Source organism: Pseudomethylobacillus aquaticus, from assembly GCF_003730115.1.
In the GTDB taxonomy this organism is placed as follows: domain Bacteria; phylum Pseudomonadota; class Gammaproteobacteria; order Burkholderiales; family Methylophilaceae; genus Pseudomethylobacillus; species Pseudomethylobacillus aquaticus.
Map to the genome: position 1 here is coordinate 199183 of NZ_RJVP01000001.1, position 19093 is coordinate 218275.

Genomic DNA, 19093 nt, shown 5'->3' on the forward strand with positions numbered 1-19093 from the left:
CAAGGGCGCGTTAACGCGGTATAGTTTTAACGCGCCCTTGCATGGTTTCTGCATTTTTCAGGAGCACCTGAACATGCAAGAAACGATCAAGCAAACCCGCATCACCGATGCAATCACCGTTAGCCTCACTCCCGACCAGCTCAAGCTGTGTCTGATTACCCTCCATGCGTTTGACAATATGGCCAGCAAGGCCGAGCAATTGCCGGACTTGCTGCGCATTGTTCACGAGGCATGCACCTTTTACTCGATCCGCTTCGACCCGTCACGGCTGCGCGATGACACGCGCCATTTCCTCGATCATGACCTGGGCTTCACGTCTGACCGCCTGTTCAATGCCTACATGGACGAACGGGAAAAGCACCTGTCCGCGCTAAACAGCGTCTTCATGCCGCCCGGCATGGACTACGATGAAGAAGTGCTCGAACTCATCCACGGCCACCTGAACGAGCAACGGCAAGGAATGCAATTATGAGCCTTCATTGCCGACATGAAACCGTCCCCGCCCACCTGCAAGGCGTTTCTGCTGCTACTTTTGCTCGCCGCTCTGGCCTCTCCGAAGCCGCCGTTCAACGTCTCTGCCGCCAAGGGCGCATCACAGGCGCGCGCAAGCATCCCCTAACCCGTAAGTGGTGGATATACCCGCCCGCCAAGTTAGTGCCGGCGGGGCATTGGTAAAGCGCCGCTACAAACGAAAACCTTACAAGCCGATTGACTATGAACGATTCCGACAAACCCGCTTACTGGCCGGGCTCACCCAGACGGAGGCCGCATGTCTGCTGCATGTAACCGAACGCACTGTCCGGCTCTGGGAGCAAGGCCGTCACCCGGTCCCCTATGCCGCCTTCAAGCTGCTGCGGATCCTGACGGGCTACGCGCTGCCAGGGGACGCATGGGCAGGCTGGCAGTTGCACGGCGAACACCTGACCTCACCTGGCGGGCGCACGTTTACCGCCAAGGAGCTGGGCTGGATGTGGTTGACCTTTGCGATGGCGCGCAACTGGCAAGAGCAGCGCTTGGCAGAACAAGCGGCCAGAAGCCAAGCCCGGGAGGCTGCCGCCCTCTCCCCGCCTTCAACGTTGCGGTTGGTGAAGTGACGGGGGGTATCGGGGGCTTTGCCCCTGATAGAGACGGGGTGCAGGTGAAGCACACCCCATGCTTGCCGCGAGCGGCCGCCATGCCCCGGCAGACCCATCGACCACGCGCCCTGCAAGCGGTCTTTAACGTGCTGCCGGATGCCGCCGCCTGCACAGCGCCTAGCGCTGGCGGACGGACGGTGTCCGCGGCACGGGATGGCCTGACGAAAAAGCGCTGTTCGAGGCTGTCCGGGTGCTATGTAACACCCGGACTTAGTCTCATGGGTGAGACTCTGTCTTTAGTGCAGTTTCCAGTCGTGGCGCGGCTTAGCGCCAGATTTGCACCGTCAAAACTGTTCCGCGTGTTTTTAGGGGAGTCAAGGCAGGTGCAGGCTGGCTGTTTCGGGGGTGTTTGCAGGGTGTACGCGTGCTATGTAACACGCGTACAAACGCTAACGGGTTAGCGCCATGCATCAGGTCAAAAGTGAGCAATGGCGCGGTTTACAGGCAGTTTCAGGCGTTCAAAACTGTTCCGCATGGTGTTAATGGGTTTTGGGGGTGTTTATGTTGCTGGTTGAAGTATCGAAGGCGGCCAAGTCGTTAGGGGTGTCGCCGCGCCGTGTGCGTGCCCTGCTCGCGCAAGGTCGGCTCATTGGTTACAAGAACCAGCGCAAGGTGTGGATGGTGATGTACCCGCTGGAAGTGATTCCGGGCAAACGGGGGCCAGACCTGCACAAGTTCCCGATACGGCACATTTACGCGCCGCCAACGCCTCGAACGGTTGGCGGTAAGGGGTCAGCCTCCCCTGATGCGAAAAAGCGCCTTAAAACGTCTTAAATGATGCGGCTGGCAAAAGGGGTGTTTCGTGGTGTGTGGCAGTCGTTCAAATTTGTTGAATGACGGAATAGTTTTAATCTATGATGAAAAGGAGACCGGAAATCATTTCAGCACCGATACTGCATAGTTTTTATCTATCAGAGACTAGCAGAAGCCATGCCTTCGCAGACTTGAACCCGTATACATTATGCGAAGTCAAAGGCTAAAAAAGTTAAGGCTCAACTGTGGGCTTGGGTTCATAATCTGTTCCTGCATCCTTGCCCCATCTGACTCCCTGTAGGTCGCCATATACCTGCATACAGCTCCGGCTAGTTCCTGGCACAGTCCAGATCAACTAGTCGGAGTTTTTCTTTATGGATTCGACGGTACAACTGCCGCCGTCTTGCTCCCTTCGGTTTTTCAACTCTGATCCTCCAGTACAGACAATAAAGACGCGAATGCGACCACACCGGAACTGGCTGCTCTCCTTAATGAACATGGCCACGCATGATTATTGCTGTTTACATGCAATGCGAGCTTTGTGGCTAACTTACTCAAGGAATGGCTGTTAACAGCCATATCTGGTGGCTGATATGAAAGACAAGCGCGAAATGCTTCTGGAAGGTTCGCTATTCTTCACGGTCTGCGTGCTCATGTTTTTGGCCACAGGCAAAACCTATGCTTTCATCGTCGATGTGATCAATGCCAGGTTAAAAGCTGGAAACATCAACATCATCGATATTTACTTCTTTGTTGGGCTGCTCATTGGAGGGAATCTGATCGTCTGGATCGTCATGCTGTTCACCTGCGACGACGAGCATCAGCCTATGTGGCAACATCCTTGCCTGCTGGATAAGTCAAGATCGGATAGTCTTTAAGGCGCGTGGATACATAACCTGGCCTTCCAGCTCTTAGCGCGCGTTTAGATGTTTCGGAATATTGGCGAATTAGCGCTGTCACCCTGGGGTGACCGAGAGATCACTCTATGAAGCTGGCAATGCGGCCGGCCACTTTGTATAGCCCAAGGCGATTACGCACATTCATTTTTGAATAGATGGAGCGCAGGTGATTGCGCAAGGTGTTCTCCGAGATGGTCATGCGTGCCGCAATCTCTCCCAGTTCATGCTCTGCATTCAGGTGCAGTGTCTTCACCACATCACGTTCTTTGCGCGTCAGTGTCAGGTACTGACGGTACAGGCTTTTTTCGGCGACCCCTCGCTCGCTCATGCTATCCAGCATGGAGGCAATGTTGTCACGATCAAACCAGTATTCACCCTTTGCAACGCGCGCTATCGCCTCCAGCAGGGTCTTTTGATCCGTGTGCGGGTTGATGACACCATAAACCACTCCGGCTAGCGACTCGTCGAGCTTGAAATAGTCCTGCTGTTTGGGCATGATCAAAACCTTGGCATTCGAGTATTGGCGCAGTAATGGCAGCGCCTCAAAGAAAGCAGGCTGCTGGTACTCCATCAACAGGATGTCCAGGGGATTGTCTTGTAGTTCGGCAAGAAGCTTGGGTATGCTGATTGCACTGACAGTGCAATGAATCCTTGCACTGTTGATCCACGTATATAACCCTGCCAGCATTGCGGGTTGGGAATGATATAGGCCTATGTTGGGTTTTTTCATCTTGGTGCGCTGTGGCTGAATACGAGTAGCAAGCGTTTTCGCCTCTTAGCCTATTGGATGCTGCATTTCATCATCATCCGTACTTGCAGGGAACCACCCTAGTGGGTAGGTAATAAACGGTTTGAAAATTGCTTATCTGCATCTTGTTGCGTACCTATATCCATAGGACAGGTTCAAGCTGATGAGTGCTTGGCATACGTGGCGGTAAAACAACAATAAGTGAATAATCATGCGATTGATGTGTGCTGTTTTTTGGGGTGTCCTGCTTACGTGGAGCGTCAGTCATGCTGACGAAGCACAGGAGCCGGTTAAAGACCAGCCCGCTGCTGCGGCTAACAGCAGGCAAGCAAGCAATATCAGCATCCCGCCCGTGGTGGTCACTGCACGTCGCCGCGAAGAACCGGCTCAGCAGGCCCCGCTACCGGTCAGTGTGGTCGAGCAGTCCCGTCTTGAAACCGAGCGGCAATATCAGATCCAGGATCTGGAACAGGTGTTCACCAATGTGACCTCGCAGTTCCTGCATGCCCGTCAATCCAGCTTGTCGATACGCGGCATCGGTAACAATCTGCCTAATGAAGGCCTGGAGGGCAGCGTGGGTATCTTTCTCGACAATGTCTATCTTAGCCGGCCCGGCATGGCAGCATTTGACCTGTTCGATGTAAAGAAAATAGAGCTTTATCGTGGCCCGCAAGGCAGCTTGTTTGGCAAGAACACCACGGCGGGCGTGCTCAATATCGTCACCAACAAACCCAGTTTCGAAGCGGAAAGCTCGCTGGAAGCCTCGTTTGGCAGCCGCGATTTTCGCCAGTTCAAGGCCATGCTCAACCAACCACTCAACGAGGTGGCTGCGCTGCGTATTTCAGCTTATGACACCCATGATGACGGCTGGATCAAAAATATCTTCAATGGCAAACAACTCAACGAGATCAACCGCAAAGGCATACGCGGGCAGTTGCTGGTCCAACCTGACCACCTGACAGAGTTTCGTTTGATCGTCGAACGCAACGAAGAGGATTCCAGTACAGGCACGCTGGTGCCTTACGGCTACGCTCCCTGGCGTGGCACGCCTGCCGCCCCGGTAAGCTATGCCGACTTTTTGCGTCGCCCTGTCATCGCCGGGATGCCGGGTGCTAAAAACGTCATCACCGACCCGGAAGATTACAAGGTCAGTTTCAACGACGACCAGCGTGTCAAGGTGGATCAGAACGCACTCACACTGGAAATGAACCGGGATATCAACGGCTACAAGCTGACCTCGGTGACAGCCTGGCGCGACTGGCACTTCAAGCCGCAGAACGATCTGGACTTCTCCGATCTGGATGTATTGCGTGGCGGCTTCGGGGTAGACCACTACCAGCGTTCTCAGGAGATCAGGCTGGCTTCGCCGGTCAGCAAGGTGTTCGATTATGTGATCGGTGCCTACGCGCTGGACCAGGACACCACCAGCCGTCAGGCGTATACATCCGGCCCTTACTCACTGGCCATCAACTCCACGCCCAACAACTCCTCGATCGCGGGCACTGGCACTCAGGAAAGCCGCCTGTATGCCCTGTTCGGCAGCGCAACCTGGCATCTGCGCCCGGAACTGGATCTGACGGTAGGCTTGCGTGAAAGCCGGGAGCGCAAAGAAGCACGCGTCATTCAGAACAAAGCCGTGGGCGACCCGCTCAACAACGTGTTCCCGTTCTCTTTCATTCTGGGTGACTTCGATAGCGGTAAACTCACCACTTCGGAAAAAAGTCTCGCCTGGAACATCAGTCCCAGCTACCACTTGTCCGAGGACACACTGGCCTACATGAATTTTTCGGCTTCAACCAAAAGCGGTGGCTTCAACCTGAACAGCCTGGTATCGCCCGCGATCACGGGTGGGCCTGATGCCATCACCATCGATCCGGAACGTGCCCGCAACATCGACATCGGCATCAAATCCAATTTCCTCGACCAGCGACTGTATGTGGACGCCAATCTGTTTCTCACCAAGGTGAGGGATTATCAGGCCATCGTCAGTGATGTGTTCATACCGCGACTGACCAATGTAGGTGATATCACCAGCAAAGGCCTGGAAACCGAGTTCCGCTTTTATCCTGACCGGCACTGGAGCCTGCAAGGCAGCCTGGCCTACACGGACGCCAGCTTCGATAACGGCACCGCCCCTACCCCTTTTGAGGAATTCACTACCGGATTCGGAGCAGGCAATAAATCCGTACGTGGCAATCAGGTCAATGGCGCACCGCGCTGGACCTCCAATACCTCGATCCGTCATCAGTGGCGGCCTGTGGATGGCGTTGAACACTACACCAACCTGCACTATGCCTGGCGTTCCGAGAGTTTTGGTGATGTCACTAACTCGTCATTTTCCAGGATCCCATCCTATGGCCTGCTGAATTTGACCACCGGGTTCAAGTTAACCGATGGCCGGCAGCATTGGGATATCGCCCTGTGGATCAGAAACGCACTGGATGAACGCTACTTCCAGGGCCTTACCTCTACCTATAACAGTTACTTTGCCTCAGCCGGCCCCCCGCGTACCGCTGGCATTACCGTGAGAATGGACTTTTGATGCGATTGCCTAGCCTGCCCGACCAACAGCCGGTGAAGTCACGTTACAGTCAGCTTGCCTGGCTGTTTGTCTGGTGTTTTTTGATGATGACGGTTGCGGGCGCCGTGCAGGCGATGGAGAACCACATCGTCAGCATGAGCAGCCTTGAAGACCCCAAGGGTAGTTTCACCATCGAGGATGTCGCTGGCCAGACCTTCAAGCCGGAAGGCAGGCTGGTATCCAAGGGTTACAGCCCTTCCGTGTACTGGCTGAAGGTGGTGGTCAAGCCCACTGTCCCTGACCAGCTGCTGATTCTACGCATACGCCCCACGTTTCTGGATGAAGTGCGCCTGTATACGCCAGCCCGTGACAGCTCAGGCTGGCTGATTCAAACCTCGGGCGACCGTACACCCTTCCTGGAGCGTCCGGCGGTGTCCACACTGTCGCTCAATTTCAAGATCAGCCCCGCCGAAGAGACCACCTACTTTCTGCGCGTAGCCACTACCAGCAGCGTGGTGGTATATGCGGAAGCACTGACGGAGAACCAGTCTGGCCAGAAATCAACGTTGATGAATCTGGCCCACCTGTTTTTGATGTCGCTGATTTTTGCAGTCAGCCTATGGGCTCTCAAGGAATTCATGGTGCGCAGGGAGGCCGTGTATCTGGCCTTCTTCTTCACCCAGATCTTTCTGATCGCCTACAACCTGGCGCTATCCGGCTATCTTGCCGTGCTGATCCCTCACAGCAACCTTTCGGACCGTCTGTCGTCCATCATCTTTGTCACCACAGCCTCGGTAGGTGTGGTCATGCACTATCTGTTTCTGAAAGCGTTCCGGGTACGTGCTTTCGTATTGCGTGCTTTGGAACTGATCATGTTCATGGCCATCCCCCTGAACATCCTGTTGCTGATGGGGAATTACAAGCTTGCATTAACGATCAACGTGCTGGACATCACCTTTCTTGCCGTGCTGTATATGCTGATCCCGCTGACACTGCGCGCCTCTGCACCGCCCGGTCGCGCCGTGGCCACCGTGGTCTACCTGCTGCTTGGTTCGACCTTGTTCGTCAGCACCACACCGTATCTGGGCTGGTTTGGTTCACACACCGAAATGATCTTTTTTGGCGCGCCCATACAGGCGTTCATTTCTGCGTGCGTGTTCTTTGCTGCACTGGTGCTGCGCTCGCGGGCACTGGTCAAAAAAGCCGCTGCAGCCCATATCGATCTGCAGCTTTCACAGCAGGCCCTCAAGCTGGAGCGCTGGCTAGCCGAAGAACGCAAACAGCTCATGGACATGCTCACCCATGAGCTCAAGACGCCGATCGCCATCACCCGCCTGACGGTGGATGGGGTCAGCATGGACGACAGCAAGCGTGGACGCATCAACCGTGCGCTGCAAAGCATCAACGGCATCATTGAACGTTGTAGCTTGTCCAACCAGATGGAGCAGGATGTGATCAAGGTCTCCAGTAGTGATCTTGATCTGACGATGCTGGTGCGCGGCCTGGTCGATCAGTCATCGGCGCCCGAGCGTTTTGAAGTCGATGCAAATGAAGCACTGAAAGTCAATTCGGACAGGCAGTTGCTTTCCATCGTGATCAGCAATCTGCTTGATAATGCCGTCAAGTATTCACGGCCGCAGTCATCGATCAGTGTGCAAGCACAGCCGCAGCTGCTGGATGGCAAAAAAATGGTGTTTCTGCATGTCATCAATGAGCCTGGGCCTGCCGGACTACCGGACGCCGACCAGATGTTCGAGCGTTATTATCGCAATCAGGCGGCCAGGGATGTCACGGGCTCCGGACTGGGGCTTTATCTGGTCAAAGGCCTGTGCGAAAAGCTCAATATCCACATCGCCTACGCCTGCATCTCGGGCAAGGTGCGCTTCACCCTGCACATCCCGGTGGTTTGATGAAGTTTCATATTCTGGTGGTTGAGGATAATGCCGACCTGCGTGATTCCATCGTCGAAACCCTGCAAGCGCATGGTCATCATGTGCTTGCAGTGGAATGCGCTGAGGAAGTAGCAGAAACCCGCTTGCCCGCCACGTTTGATTTGATGATCGCGGATGTGGGCTTGCCTGGCGAAGATGGCATTTCATTATCGAGAAGGATACGGCTCACCCACCCCAACATCGGCATCATCATGCTGACGGCCAGGGTTTCGCAGGCTGATCGTCTGGCCGGCTATGAATGCGGTGCCGATATCTACCTGACCAAACCCGCCTCGCAGCAGGAGTTGCTGGCTGCCATCCATGTGCTGATGCGGCGGGTCATCCCCGCCGAGACGAGCGCGCAATCCCTGCTGCTGGACATCAAGACCTTTACCCTCAGCAAGGGGCAAGCCACCGTGAAACTGACGGCGCGTGAAGTGACGCTGCTGCTGGCATTTCTACGCGCCTCTGATCATCGCCTGGAAAGCTGGCAGATCATCGAGATACTGGAACTGGATGAACTTGCAGACCCCAAGGCCAGCGCTGAAGTGCAAATCGTACGCCTGCGTAAAAAGATCAACGAAGTGCTGCAGGATGCGGCGAGCTCCATACAATCGTTAAGAGGCTGGGGGTATCAGCTGGGGGTGACCATCAATATCCTGTGAATGGCCTGTAGGCTTTTGAAGGAAAAGTCCTGAAGCTCAGGGCTAGTATCTACCTACCATGAAAATTAATTCATGGAGCATAAATGAATTTTATGGGGGGATACATCCATGGACTTTGCCATCTCGATCAAACAAGGCATGCACTTTTCTTCAGCGCATGAACAACATGCTCGTATCCTAGAGCGCCCAGGCACCAATAACGCACAGCCCTCCTCGCTGACCGATCGTGAAATACAGGTGATGGAATGGATCTCGGAAGGCAAGACCAACGGCGAGATCGCCAGCATCCTTGCCATCAGTCACAACACGGTGAAATTCCACGTACAGAACATTCTTAACAAACTGAATGTGTTTAACCGCATTCAGGCGCTGTCTGCCTGGCAGCGCATGCACCAAGGCCGCGGTGAGCATCATCACGATTGAAAATGTAGCATTCTTCAATACCAAGTTTTTAATACAGTCAGTCCGTCACTGAAACCTGATTATAGACGGCTGGCCACCCCCTTAAAGCAGCCAGACCCCGCATGCAATGTGGCAGTCCATTATCGCGTACAAGCGGGCTGTCATCGGTCACGATGCAACAGTCGGTACAACACCGGCAACACCAGCAAGGTCAGCAAGGTAGACGACCAGATACCCCCTATCACCACCGTCGCCAGCGGACGCTGCACTTCTGCACCCGTACCGGTAGCGATGGCCATGGGCACGAAGCCCAGTGACGCCACCAGTGCTGTGATCAATACCGGGCGCAAGCGCGTCATCGCACCATCGACAATGGCAGCATCCAGCGCACTGCCCTGCTCGCGCAACTGGCGGATGAAGCTGATCATCACCAACCCGTTCAACACCGCCACGCCAGATAAGGCAATGAAGCCCACACCCGCCGAGATGGACAGTGGAATGTCACGCAGCCACAAGGCCAATACACCGCCGGTCATGGCGAATGGCACACCGGTGAACACCATCATGCCGTCGCGCAGGTTGTTGAACATGGCATACAGCAGCATGAACACCAGCAGAAAAGCGATGGGCACCACCCACTGCAACCGCTGAGTGGCCGATGCCAGCTGCTCGAATACGCCGCCCCAACTGATCCAGTAGCCTGAGGGCAGCTTGACCTCGGTTTGCACGCGTTGCTGTGCTTCCGCGATGAACGAGCCGATATCGCGTTCACGTACATTGGCGGTGATCACCACGCGGCGCTTGCCGTTCTCGCGGCTGAACTGATTGGGGCCGGGGGCCAGATTCAGTGTAGCGATCTCACCCAGCAGCAGATAGGTCGTAGCGTTCTCGGTGCTGCTGGCCAGTCGCACCGGCAACTGTCGCAAAGCCTCCAGATCGGCACGTACCTGTTCATCCAGACGCACGGTGATATTGAAGCGGCGGTCCCCCTCGAACAGCTGGCCGGTCGGCTGCCCGTTCAGTGCAGTCGCCACCGCCTGCTGCACTTCGCTGATGTTGACTCCCAGCCGTGCGATCTTGTCGCGGTCTATGTCCACCGACAGGATGGGCAAGCCTGTGGTCTGCTCCACCTTGACGTCCTGCGCGCCCGGTATGCTTTGCAGGATACTGCCGATCTGCTCGGCACTGTCGTTCATCTGGGCGATGTCGTCACCGAACACCTTGACCGCCACATCGCTGCGCACACCGGAGATCAGCTCGTTGAAACGCATCTGAATAGGCTGGGTGAACTCATAGTTGTTACCAGGCACCTGCGCCAGCGCCTGCTGCATCTGTGCGATCAGCGTGGCTTTGGGCAAATGGCGGTCCGGCCACTCGCTACGCGGTTTCAGCATGATGAAGTTGTCGGCCACACTGGGCGGCACCGGGTCGGTGGCGATCTCGGCCGTGCCGATCTTGGCAAAGATGCGGTCCACCTGCGGGAATTCCTTGATGATATGTTCCAGCTCCAGCTGCATGCTGACCGCCTGAGTGAGGCTGGTGCCAGGGATGCGCAAGGCGTGCATGGCAATATCACCCTCATCCAGGCTGGGCACGAACTCGCTGCCCATGCGCGTCGCCATCACGCTGCTCAGCAGCAGGCACACCAGTGCGATGGTGAGCACCAGCGCTTTGTTGAACAAAGCCCATTCCAGCACCGGCGCATACAGCCGCCGCGCTGCCAGCATCAGCCGCCCTTCTTTCTCCTCGACCCGGCCAGTGACGAACAGCGCCACGGCGGCCGGGATGAAGGTCACCGACAGCAGCATGGCGCTGATCAGGGCCACCACCACCGTGAACGCCATGGGGTGGAACATCTTGCCTTCCACACCGCTCAGCGCAAAGATGGGCAGGTAGACCACCATGATGATGAGCTGGCCGAACAACAATGGCCGACGCGCCTCTCTGGCCGCCTCGAACACCTCGTGCAAACGCTCTTTGCCTGTCAGCAGACGCCCGTTCAGGTGCTGGGCGTGGGCCAGCCGACGTATGCAGTTCTCGACGATGACCACCGCACCGTCGATGATGATGCCAAAATCCAGTGCCCCCAGGCTCATGAGGTTGGCGCTGACCTTGTTGCCTACCATGCCGGTGAAGGTCATCAGCATGGACAGCGGGATCACCAGCATGGTGATAAGGGCAGCGCGCATATTGCCCAGGAACAGGAACAGCACAGCGACCACCAGCAAAGCCCCCTCGATCAGGTTGGTCTTGACCGTGTTGATGGCCTTGTCGATCAGCGTGGTGCGGTCATAGACGGTATTGACCATGATCCCGTCTGGCAGGCTCTGGTTGATCTGCAGCATGCGCTGGTCCACCGCGCGCGACACCTGGCGGCTGTTCTCGCCTATCAGCATGAACACCGTGCCCAGCACCACTTCTCCACCATTCTCGGTGGCAGCGCCACTACGTAACTCATGGCCTATGCTGACCACGGCGACATCCTTGATGCGCAGCGGCACGCCCTGACGCGTGGCCACCACCACATTGGCGATATCGGTGGTGTTGCGCAATTGACCGGGCACGCGGATCAGGTACTGCTCCCCCGATTTTTCAATATAGCCAGCGCCGACATTGGCATTGTTGCGCTCCAGTGCCTCCACCACATCCGTGAGTGCAAGGCCATGTGCCCGCAACTGCTGCAGATCGGGGGCCACCTGATATTCCTTGCTGTAGCCCCCCACCGTGTTGATCTCGTTGACACCGGGCACGGTGCGCAGCTGTGGTTTGACGATCCAGTCCTGGATCTCGCGCAGGTCGGTGGGCGTATACGGCGTGCCATCGGCTTTGAGTGCCCCCTCCCTGGCTTCAACTGTCCACATATAGATCTCGCCCAGTCCGGTGGACGTAGGCCCCAGCATGGGGGTGATGCCGGGTGGCAGCTTCTCTCTTGCCTGATTCAGGCGTTCGCTGATGAGCTGCCGCGCAAAATAGATGTCCGTACCCTCTTTGAACACCACGGTGATCTGCGACAAGCCATAACGCGAGATGGAGCGCGTCTGTTCCAGCCTGGGCAGGCCGGCCATGACCGTTTCCAGCGGATAGGTGATGCGCTGCTCGGATTCCAGTGGCGAATAGCCTGGGGCAGGTGTGTTGATCTGTACCTGCACATTGGTGATGTCAGGCACGGCATCGATGCGCAGCTGCTGATAACTGAGCAGGCCGAGTGCCGCCAGGCCAGCGACAGCGATAATCACCAGCCAGGCCTGGTCTATGGAAAAGCGGATCAGTCTCTCAAACATGACGACCCCCGTTGATATTGTCATTCATTACATGACATAAACAAAACAAACTATTGATTGATTTGTTTTTATAAAGATCAGTGATCATGCGTGGCCCCTGCTTTCCCTAGCTCTGCCTTGATCAGAAAGCTGTTGCCTGCGGCATAGGCTTCGCCCGGTAGCAAGCCGGATAGCACTTCCACGTGCCGGGCATCGGCACGCCCCAGTTGCAAGGGTCTGGCCTCGAAGGCATCACCGTGGCGCACGAACACCACTTTCCAGTCACGCAGGCTCTGCAGGCCTTCCACGGATACCGCCAGTGGCACTTCCTTTTCCTCTGCCACCAGCGTCATGTTGACGGGCATGCCGGGGCGCCAGGCGCGTTGCGGGTTGGGCAGCACCACGCGGGCACTGGCTGTACGCGAACTGGTGCCTAGCAGGCTGCCGATGTAGCTGATCTTGCCGGCTTGTTCGGTAGCGGTAGCACTGGAGCGCACCGTCACCTGCTGGCCCAGTGCCAGCGTGTCGATGTCCTTGGCGTATACCGTCATTTCCGCCCACACGCTGCCCAGATCCGCGATCACGAATACGCTGGCGTCTTCCCTGACCACCTGGCCCACGGCGATCTGCTTGTCGGTGACCATGCCATCCAGCGGCGCGCGCAGCGTGTAACGGGTCAACTGGCTGCTGCTATCGGACACGTCGGCACCCAGTGCACGCAGCTTCTGTCTGGCGCTTTCTACGGCGATCTCTTCCTGCATCATCACGTTACGTGCCTGCAGGTAATCCTGTTCAGCGGAGATCTTCTCCTCCCACAGGGTTTTTTCGCGTTGAAAGGTGGTGCGTGCCAGCGTCAGGCGCTTTTGTGCTGCCAGCAGTTCGCTGCGCTGGTCCGCCAGTGCCTGGCTGGAGAGCACGGCCAGTACCTGACCTTTGCGCACGCTATCGCCTGCATTCACCGCCACCGATTCCACCACACCGCTCAGGCGCGGCACGACGTGCACGGTCTTGTCTGCATCCAGCTTGATCTCGCCTATCAGCTGCAAGTTGGTGCTGATGCGCGCCGGGCCGGCCTTGAGCACCTCGATGGCATTGTTCTGCAACTGCTTGTCGCTAATGCTGACGCGCCCTTCCAGCTGCGTGTAGTGGAAGTCATAATGTTTGCCCGCGTGGCTGGCGTGCAGGGTGACCTCGAACGAGTGTGGCTCCTCGATCACGGCCTGGCCTTTGAGGTAGTCACCTTCCGCTACAAAACTTATGGATTGTGCCTCACGGCCCAGACGCTGCAGCACTACAGCCAGACTGGTGTCCTGGGGTGGCAGTGGCTTGCCATTCAGATAGGTGTAGATGCGGAATTCCGGTGGCACATTCTGCTCGAAGATCACCACTTCCAGGCTGTAATCGCCCTTGCTGAACAGCTTGCCGGCATGCGGCCCTCTGGCTTGTGGCGTTGGGCCGGGCGCATGCGCATGATCACTACCCGGAAGTTCGGCTGGCCCTGCATCATGCTCGCCGTGCTCTGCATGGTCCTGGTGCCCGGTGTCCGCAACAGGTGGTGCGGCCTTGTTGGCCAGTAGCATAGCCAGTACGGCGCCGGTGAGGATCACCGCGATCAGCCAGATCCACTGACGCTGGCTGAGTCGGTTAGTTGGGTTTGAATGTGTGGACATGGTTTACTCCTGATGCGATACGCGTGCCGGCTGGTCGACGACGGCTAAGTCGTTAGCGGGCAGCTCACCCAGCAGGCCGGTCAATTCGGCGATGCTCTGATGGGCACGCTGCAATGCGTTGAGGTATTGGAACCTGGCCTGGAACAAGGTGCGCTGCGCATCAAGCACATCCAGAAAACCGAATTTTCCGAACTCGAAGCCGCGCACAGCGGCATCGTAGTTCTGGCGTGCATCAGGCAGGATACCGTCCTGCAAGGTGGTGCTTTCCTGCCGGGCCGCCAGGTAGCGCTCATAAGCCGATTGCAGCAGAGCAGTCTGCTGCACTTGCAGTGCCAGCAGTTCATCGCGCGCCTTGTCGGTGCGTATCAGTGCCTCCTGCAGGTTACCCTGATTGCGGTCGAACACCGGGATGGGGATGGATAGGCCCAGCACCGCCTGGTTCAAGCCCATCTCTTCATCACGCCGCGCACCCACACTCAGGGTCAGGTCAGGCACGCGCTTGCTACGCTCCACCCCGACCACGGCATTGCGCTGTTCGATCTCCAGGCGCGCGCGCTGAATGGCAGGCGCCTGCTCAAGCTGGCGCGTCAGGCTTTCCAGCCCAGCAATCACAGGCAGGTGCTCAATCTCGCCCTCTACACGGCTGTAGTCAGGCGTGTCCTGCCCCCATAAGGCACTCAGCCGCTTGCGGCTGGCATTCAGCTGGCTGCGCGCCAACTCCAGTTCGATGCGCACATTGGATTCTGCCAGCCTGGATTTGGTCTCCTCCACAGGCGAGATCTTGCCTGCCTGCACGCGCTTGCTGGCTGCGTCACGTACACCTTGTGCCAGCTCCAGCGTGGAAGCGGTCAAGGTTTCGCGTTCCTGTGCTACCAGCACCTCATAGAAAGCTGCCATCACTGCCGCGCGCACGTCGCTGCGTTTGCGTACCAGTTCAGCTGCCGCCAGGTCGTAGCGCGCGTCAGCAGCGCTGATACGCGCTGCACGCTTGTTACCTAACTCAAGTGGCTGATTGATCTGCACCGTGGTCTGGCGCGTGGCAGTGCGGGTGTCCTCCACAAAGGTCGAGATGGAAGGATTGGGGCGCACGGCGGCCTGCACCTGCACGCCGGTGATGGCTTCACGCTCGCGACTGGCGACAGCCAGCTCCGGGTTGGCCTGCATGGCGCGTGCGATGGCGTCTGACAGGGTCAGGGCCTGAGCATCGCCTGCATGGCTGATGGTGGTTTGATAAGGCTGGGCAGCTTGAACTGACAAAGGCAGCGACAAGCTGGCCAGTAATAGCGTGATTAAAAAAGATGCACGCATGAGGCTCTCCTGGAAAACAATGATGCAAGGCACAGCAGCGCGAGGCTGGGTGCGATCAAGGTGTATTCAGGTTAGCGTGCGGGTGGTGCGCGTGGCGGTGCCAGCCGCCATTTGAAATGCGGGACTAAAGCCCGTGAGTAGAAGGAATTGACGCGCTGCCTGCTGGTCAGCAGCACCAGCAAGGCGATCAGGAACAGCAGTGCCAGCTGGCTGGCGACGAGGCTGTCCTGCTCTTTATTGATACCGGGCGCAATGGCAATGGTATGCACCACATGACTGGCTTCATGCAGAAACTGTCCGCTGGGCTGGTCGAAACCATGGTCATGCTCGCTGGCATGCAGATGCAGGCCATGCGCTTCATGCGCTTCCTCGATACCGAGGTGGGCCTGATCCAGATGGCCGTGGATGAACGGTGCCATGGTTTGCAATAAAGCAAACCACAGTACGATCATCCACATCAGCGATTTATGACGGTGTAAAGCCATGGTGTTTGCGCTGTTCTATACTCCTAATTGAGTCCTAATTGAGTCCTGGCTGAGCCCCGGTTGACTGTTCATGTTGAGTGGCTGGCCTGATTAACAACATCCACGATGAGGGCTTGTTTAACAGACCTATGCACCAACTTACATACTACACCTGCCGCCCGGTCGTGCATGTGACATCCTGGTGACGGTCATGCAATGTGACCATTGCATGCCAAACAGGTTGCATCCACGTGTCGTTGGCTTATGATGCTGCAGCCTGACGATCAAGAAACCATCCAGTTATCTGGAATTTAATCCATCATATTCAATAACTAAGAAGTTGAAATTCAACAGGAGCGCGAAGTGCCATATAAATTTCTGATCTTCTATTTTGTATCGCTGGGGCTATGCTCGTTCGCCACCATCTACAAAACCAGTTGCTTCAAGAACATGCCCTGCCGCCAGATCCTGGGCAATATGTTCTGGAGCCTGATCCCTATCGCCAACACCTTCAAGGCCTTGCTGTGGCTTTTCAGCATGCTCAAGGCCTGGTTGCAGAAACGTCCATCTCACTAGCCTTCAGGCCAATCAACCGGCTTCCGGCCGCATGTGCGGGAACAGGATCACGTCGCGGATGCTGGCACTGTCGGTGATCAGCATCACGATACGGTCTATGCCGATGCCACAGCCGCCAGTGGGCGGCATGCCATATTCCAGCGCACGGATAAAGTCCGCGTCGTAATACATCGCCTCGTCATCGCCTGCCTCTTTCGCCGCCACCTGCGCCTGGAAACGTGCTGCCTGATCTTCGGCATCGTTTAGTTCGGAGAAGCCGTTCGCCATCTCGCGGCCGGTGATGAACAGCTCGAAGCGCTCGGTGATCTCGGGATTGCTATCCGACGCGCGTGCCAGCGGTGACACCTCTACCGGGTAATCGATGATATAGGTCGGTTCCCACAACTGTGCTTCCGCCGTTTCTTCGAACAGCGACAGCTGTAAGGAACCCAGCCCCGCGTGCGCAAAGGCTTCCACACCAAACTTTTTCAACTCGCTGCGCAGGAAGGCGGCGTCACCCAGCTGCTCCAGCGTGTAGTGCGGCGCGTATTTCTGAATCGCGCCTACGATGGTCAGGCGCTGGAACGGCTGGCTCAGGTCCAGCGCACGGCCCTGATAGCTCAGCACCGCCGTGCCACGCGCGGCGATGGCTGCGGTGCGTATGCACTGCTCGGTGAAATCCATCAGCCATTTGTAGTCCGTGTAGGCCGCATAGAACTCCATCATGGTGAATTCCGGATTGTGACGGACCGACAGGCCTTCATTGCGGAAATTGCGGTTGATCTCGAACACACGCTCGAAACCACCCACCACCAGACGCTTCAGATACAGCTCGGGCGCAATGCGCATGAACATCTGCATGTCCAGTGCGTTGTGATGCGTAATGAACGGCTTGGCCGATGCGCCACCCGGGATGGGGTGCAGCATAGGCGTTTCCACTTCCAGGAAGGCGTTATCCAGCATGAAAGAGCGGATGGCGGCCACCACCTTGCTGCGCGCCACAAAGGTCTGACGCGTCTCTTCGGACATGATCAGGTCCACATAACGCTGGCGGTACTTGGTCTCCTGATCAGCCAGGCCGTGGAACTTTTCTGGCAGCGGGCGCAGCGATTTGGTCAGCAGGCGCAGCTCGGTGACCTTGATGGACAGCTCGCCGGTACGGGTCTTGAACAGCGTGCCTCGCGCGGCGAGGATATCGCCCATGTCCCACTTCTTGAACGCGTCGTACAGGGTTTCGCCCAGATTATCGCGGGCAATGAATAGCTGGATACGGCCAGTGCGGTCCTGCACGGTAGCGAAACTGGCCTTGCCCATCACGCGCTTCAGCATCATGCGGCCTGCCAGCGACACAGCCACGTTCCCGGCTTCCAGCGCCTCGGTTTCGGTTTCGCCATGAGCAGCATGCAGATCGGCGGCCTGATGTTGAGGCTTGAAGTCGTTGGGGAATGCGGCACTCCCGGCTTCGGCCGCCTGCTGACGGATCAGCTGCAGTTTTTCGCGCCGCTCGGCGATCACATGGTTTTCATCGACGGCGACGACGGCTTGTTGTTCACTCACGCTGACACTCCCTGCTTCAAACTCTCGGAAATAAATGGATCCAGATCGCCATCCAGCACGCCCTGCGTGTTGCCGATCTCGACATTGGTACGCAGGTCCTTGATGCGCGACTGGTCCAGCACATAGCTGCGAATCTGGTGACCCCAGCCGATGTCGGTCTTGGCGTCTTCCATGGCCTGCTTCTCTTCGTTGCGCTTGCGCAACTCCAGCGCGTACAGCTGCGCTTTCAGCATGTTCATCGCCTCGTCCTTGTTGCGGTGCTGGGAACGGTCGTTCTGGCACTGCACCACAGTGTTGGTGGGGATGTGGGTGATGCGCACGGCGGAATCGGTCTTGTTGATGTGCTGACCACCGGCGCCCGAGGCACGGTAGGTGTCGATACGCAGATCGGCCGGGTTGATCTCCACCACGATGGAGTTATCCACTTCCGGGTAGACGAACACGCTGGCGAACGAGGTATGACGGCGGTTGCCGGAGTCGAACGGCGATTTGCGCACCAGGCGGTGCACGCCGGACTCGGTACGCAAGAAACCATAGGCATAATCGCCGCTGACCTTGAGTGAAGCGCCCTTGATGCCGGCGATATCACCTTCGGACTCTTCCAGCACTTCCACCTGGAAGCCGCGTTTCTCACAATATTTCAGGTACATGCGCAGCAGCATGCCGGCCCAGTCCTGCGCTTCCGTGCCGCCGGAACCGGACTGGATGTCGATGAAACAGTTGTTCGGGTCCATGGGGTGCGAGAACATGCGGCGGAATTCCATCTGCGCCACTTTGGCTTCCAGCGCTGCACCGTCAGTGTCCACGCTGAGCAGCGTGTCGTCGTCGTTCTCGTCGCGTGCCATCTCGAACAGTTCGCGGCTATCGCGCAAGCCACTGTCCACCTCGATCAGGGTGCCGACGATGAGCTCCAGCTCACGTTTTTCCTTGCCTAGTTTCTGCGAACGTTCGCTATCGTTCCAGACATTGGGGTCACCTAATAGCTGGCTGACTTCTTCCAGACGTTGCTGTTTGGTGTCGAAGTCAAAGATACCCCCGTAGCGCCTGGCTGCGCTCGGCGAGGTCGGTGAGGCGATTGGCGATTTGATTTAACTGTTCGGCTTCCATGCTGACACAATGTCCGTGTAACTTGATTGAAAGGCGGAATTATACCGCCTGGCGCGCTTCCGCCCTAGGCCCTTGCTTGCGGCCAAAAGCAGCGATCATGACAATTTTGTTAAAATG

Annotated in this window: 16 protein-coding genes; 9 read left to right on the forward strand and 7 right to left on the reverse strand. The window is 57.1% G+C overall.

What is annotated here, in order from left to right; all coding sequences use genetic code 11:
* Positions 1-73 precede the first annotated feature (73 nt).
* From ED236_RS00935 to ED236_RS00950, 4 genes are all read left to right on the forward strand, one after another.
* On the forward strand, positions 74-472 hold the full coding sequence (locus ED236_RS00935) for a hypothetical protein (RefSeq protein ID WP_123236073.1): 399 nt from the start codon (positions 74-76) through the stop codon (positions 470-472).
* 196 nt (positions 473-668) lie between these two features.
* Positions 669-1094: a VC1465 family Xer recombination activation factor gene (locus ED236_RS00940; protein WP_162299559.1), complete on the forward strand. Its 426-nt coding sequence runs from the start codon at positions 669-671 to the stop codon at positions 1092-1094.
* Positions 1095-1637: 543 nt separating this feature from the next.
* Complete coding sequence (locus tag ED236_RS00945) at positions 1638-1910, forward strand: helix-turn-helix domain-containing protein (RefSeq protein WP_148042223.1); 273 nt, start codon at positions 1638-1640, stop codon at positions 1908-1910.
* A 572-nt stretch (positions 1911-2482) separates the two neighbouring features.
* Entirely contained in the window at positions 2483-2767 is a 285-nt protein-coding gene (locus tag ED236_RS00950; RefSeq protein WP_123236076.1) for a hypothetical protein, read from the forward strand.
* A 100-nt stretch (positions 2768-2867) separates the two neighbouring features.
* Here ED236_RS00950 and ED236_RS00955 read toward each other — a convergent pair whose 3' ends face one another.
* Positions 2868-3518, reverse strand: a complete 651-nt coding sequence (locus ED236_RS00955) for a LuxR C-terminal-related transcriptional regulator (protein ID WP_123236077.1) — start codon at positions 3516-3518, stop codon at positions 2868-2870.
* Between the two features lie 238 nt (positions 3519-3756).
* Between ED236_RS00955 and ED236_RS00960 the strand changes: the two genes are divergently transcribed.
* The 4 genes from ED236_RS00960 to ED236_RS00975 all read left to right on the forward strand — a co-directional run bounded on the left by ED236_RS00960 (position 3757) and on the right by ED236_RS00975 (position 9076).
* Positions 3757-6078 (forward strand): TonB-dependent receptor, encoded by a 2322-nt coding sequence (locus tag ED236_RS00960; RefSeq protein ID WP_162299560.1) that lies wholly within the window; start codon positions 3757-3759, stop codon positions 6076-6078.
* Positions 6079-6161: 83 nt separating this feature from the next.
* A complete protein-coding gene (locus tag ED236_RS00965) occupies positions 6162-7967 on the forward strand; it encodes a sensor histidine kinase (protein ID WP_162299561.1) in 1806 nt (601 codons plus the stop codon).
* A complete protein-coding gene (locus ED236_RS00970) occupies positions 7967-8653 on the forward strand; it encodes a response regulator transcription factor (RefSeq protein WP_123236080.1) in 687 nt (228 codons plus the stop codon). Before ED236_RS00965 ends, ED236_RS00970 begins: the two co-directional genes overlap by 1 nt.
* 108 nt (positions 8654-8761) lie before the next feature.
* Positions 8762-9076, forward strand: coding sequence for a helix-turn-helix domain-containing protein (locus ED236_RS00975; RefSeq protein WP_123236081.1), 315 nt, complete (start codon positions 8762-8764; stop codon positions 9074-9076).
* 140 nt (positions 9077-9216) lie between these two features.
* Here the strand turns inward: ED236_RS00975 and ED236_RS00980 are convergent, their stop codons facing one another.
* The 4 genes from ED236_RS00980 to ED236_RS00995 form a co-directional block, all read right to left on the reverse strand.
* Positions 9217-12336 carry an efflux RND transporter permease subunit gene (locus ED236_RS00980; RefSeq protein ID WP_123236082.1) on the reverse strand — a complete coding sequence of 1040 codons (3120 nt, stop codon included), beginning with the start codon at positions 12334-12336 and terminating at the stop codon, positions 9217-9219.
* 77 nt (positions 12337-12413) lie between these two features.
* Positions 12414-13985, reverse strand: coding sequence for an efflux RND transporter periplasmic adaptor subunit (locus tag ED236_RS00985; RefSeq protein ID WP_123236083.1), 1572 nt, complete (start codon positions 13983-13985; stop codon positions 12414-12416).
* Positions 13986-13988: 3 nt separating this feature from the next.
* Complete coding sequence (locus ED236_RS00990) at positions 13989-15293, reverse strand: TolC family protein (protein ID WP_123236084.1); 1305 nt, start codon at positions 15291-15293, stop codon at positions 13989-13991.
* A gap of 71 nt (positions 15294-15364) precedes the next feature.
* Positions 15365-15778, reverse strand: coding sequence for a hypothetical protein (locus ED236_RS00995; protein WP_123236085.1), 414 nt, complete (start codon positions 15776-15778; stop codon positions 15365-15367).
* 342 nt (positions 15779-16120) lie between these two features.
* On the opposite strand from ED236_RS00995, the gene ED236_RS01000 reads away from it, so the two are divergent.
* On the forward strand, positions 16121-16333 hold the full coding sequence (locus ED236_RS01000; protein ID WP_123236086.1) for a hypothetical protein: 213 nt from the start codon (positions 16121-16123) through the stop codon (positions 16331-16333).
* Positions 16334-16345: 12 nt separating this feature from the next.
* Here ED236_RS01000 and lysS read toward each other — a convergent pair whose 3' ends face one another.
* Positions 16346-17869: a lysine--tRNA ligase gene (gene lysS / locus ED236_RS01005; protein WP_123236087.1), complete on the reverse strand. Its 1524-nt coding sequence runs from the start codon at positions 17867-17869 to the stop codon at positions 16346-16348.
* Positions 17866-18976 (reverse strand): peptide chain release factor 2 gene (prfB, locus tag ED236_RS01010; protein ID WP_123236088.1). Its coding sequence is split into 2 segments (ribosomal slippage): positions 17866-18894 and positions 18896-18976, totalling 1110 coding nucleotides; the frame shifts between segments, so codons are not numbered across the junction. The genes lysS and prfB overlap by 4 nt, the downstream gene beginning before the upstream one ends.
* Between the last annotated feature and the right edge of the window lie 117 nt (positions 18977-19093).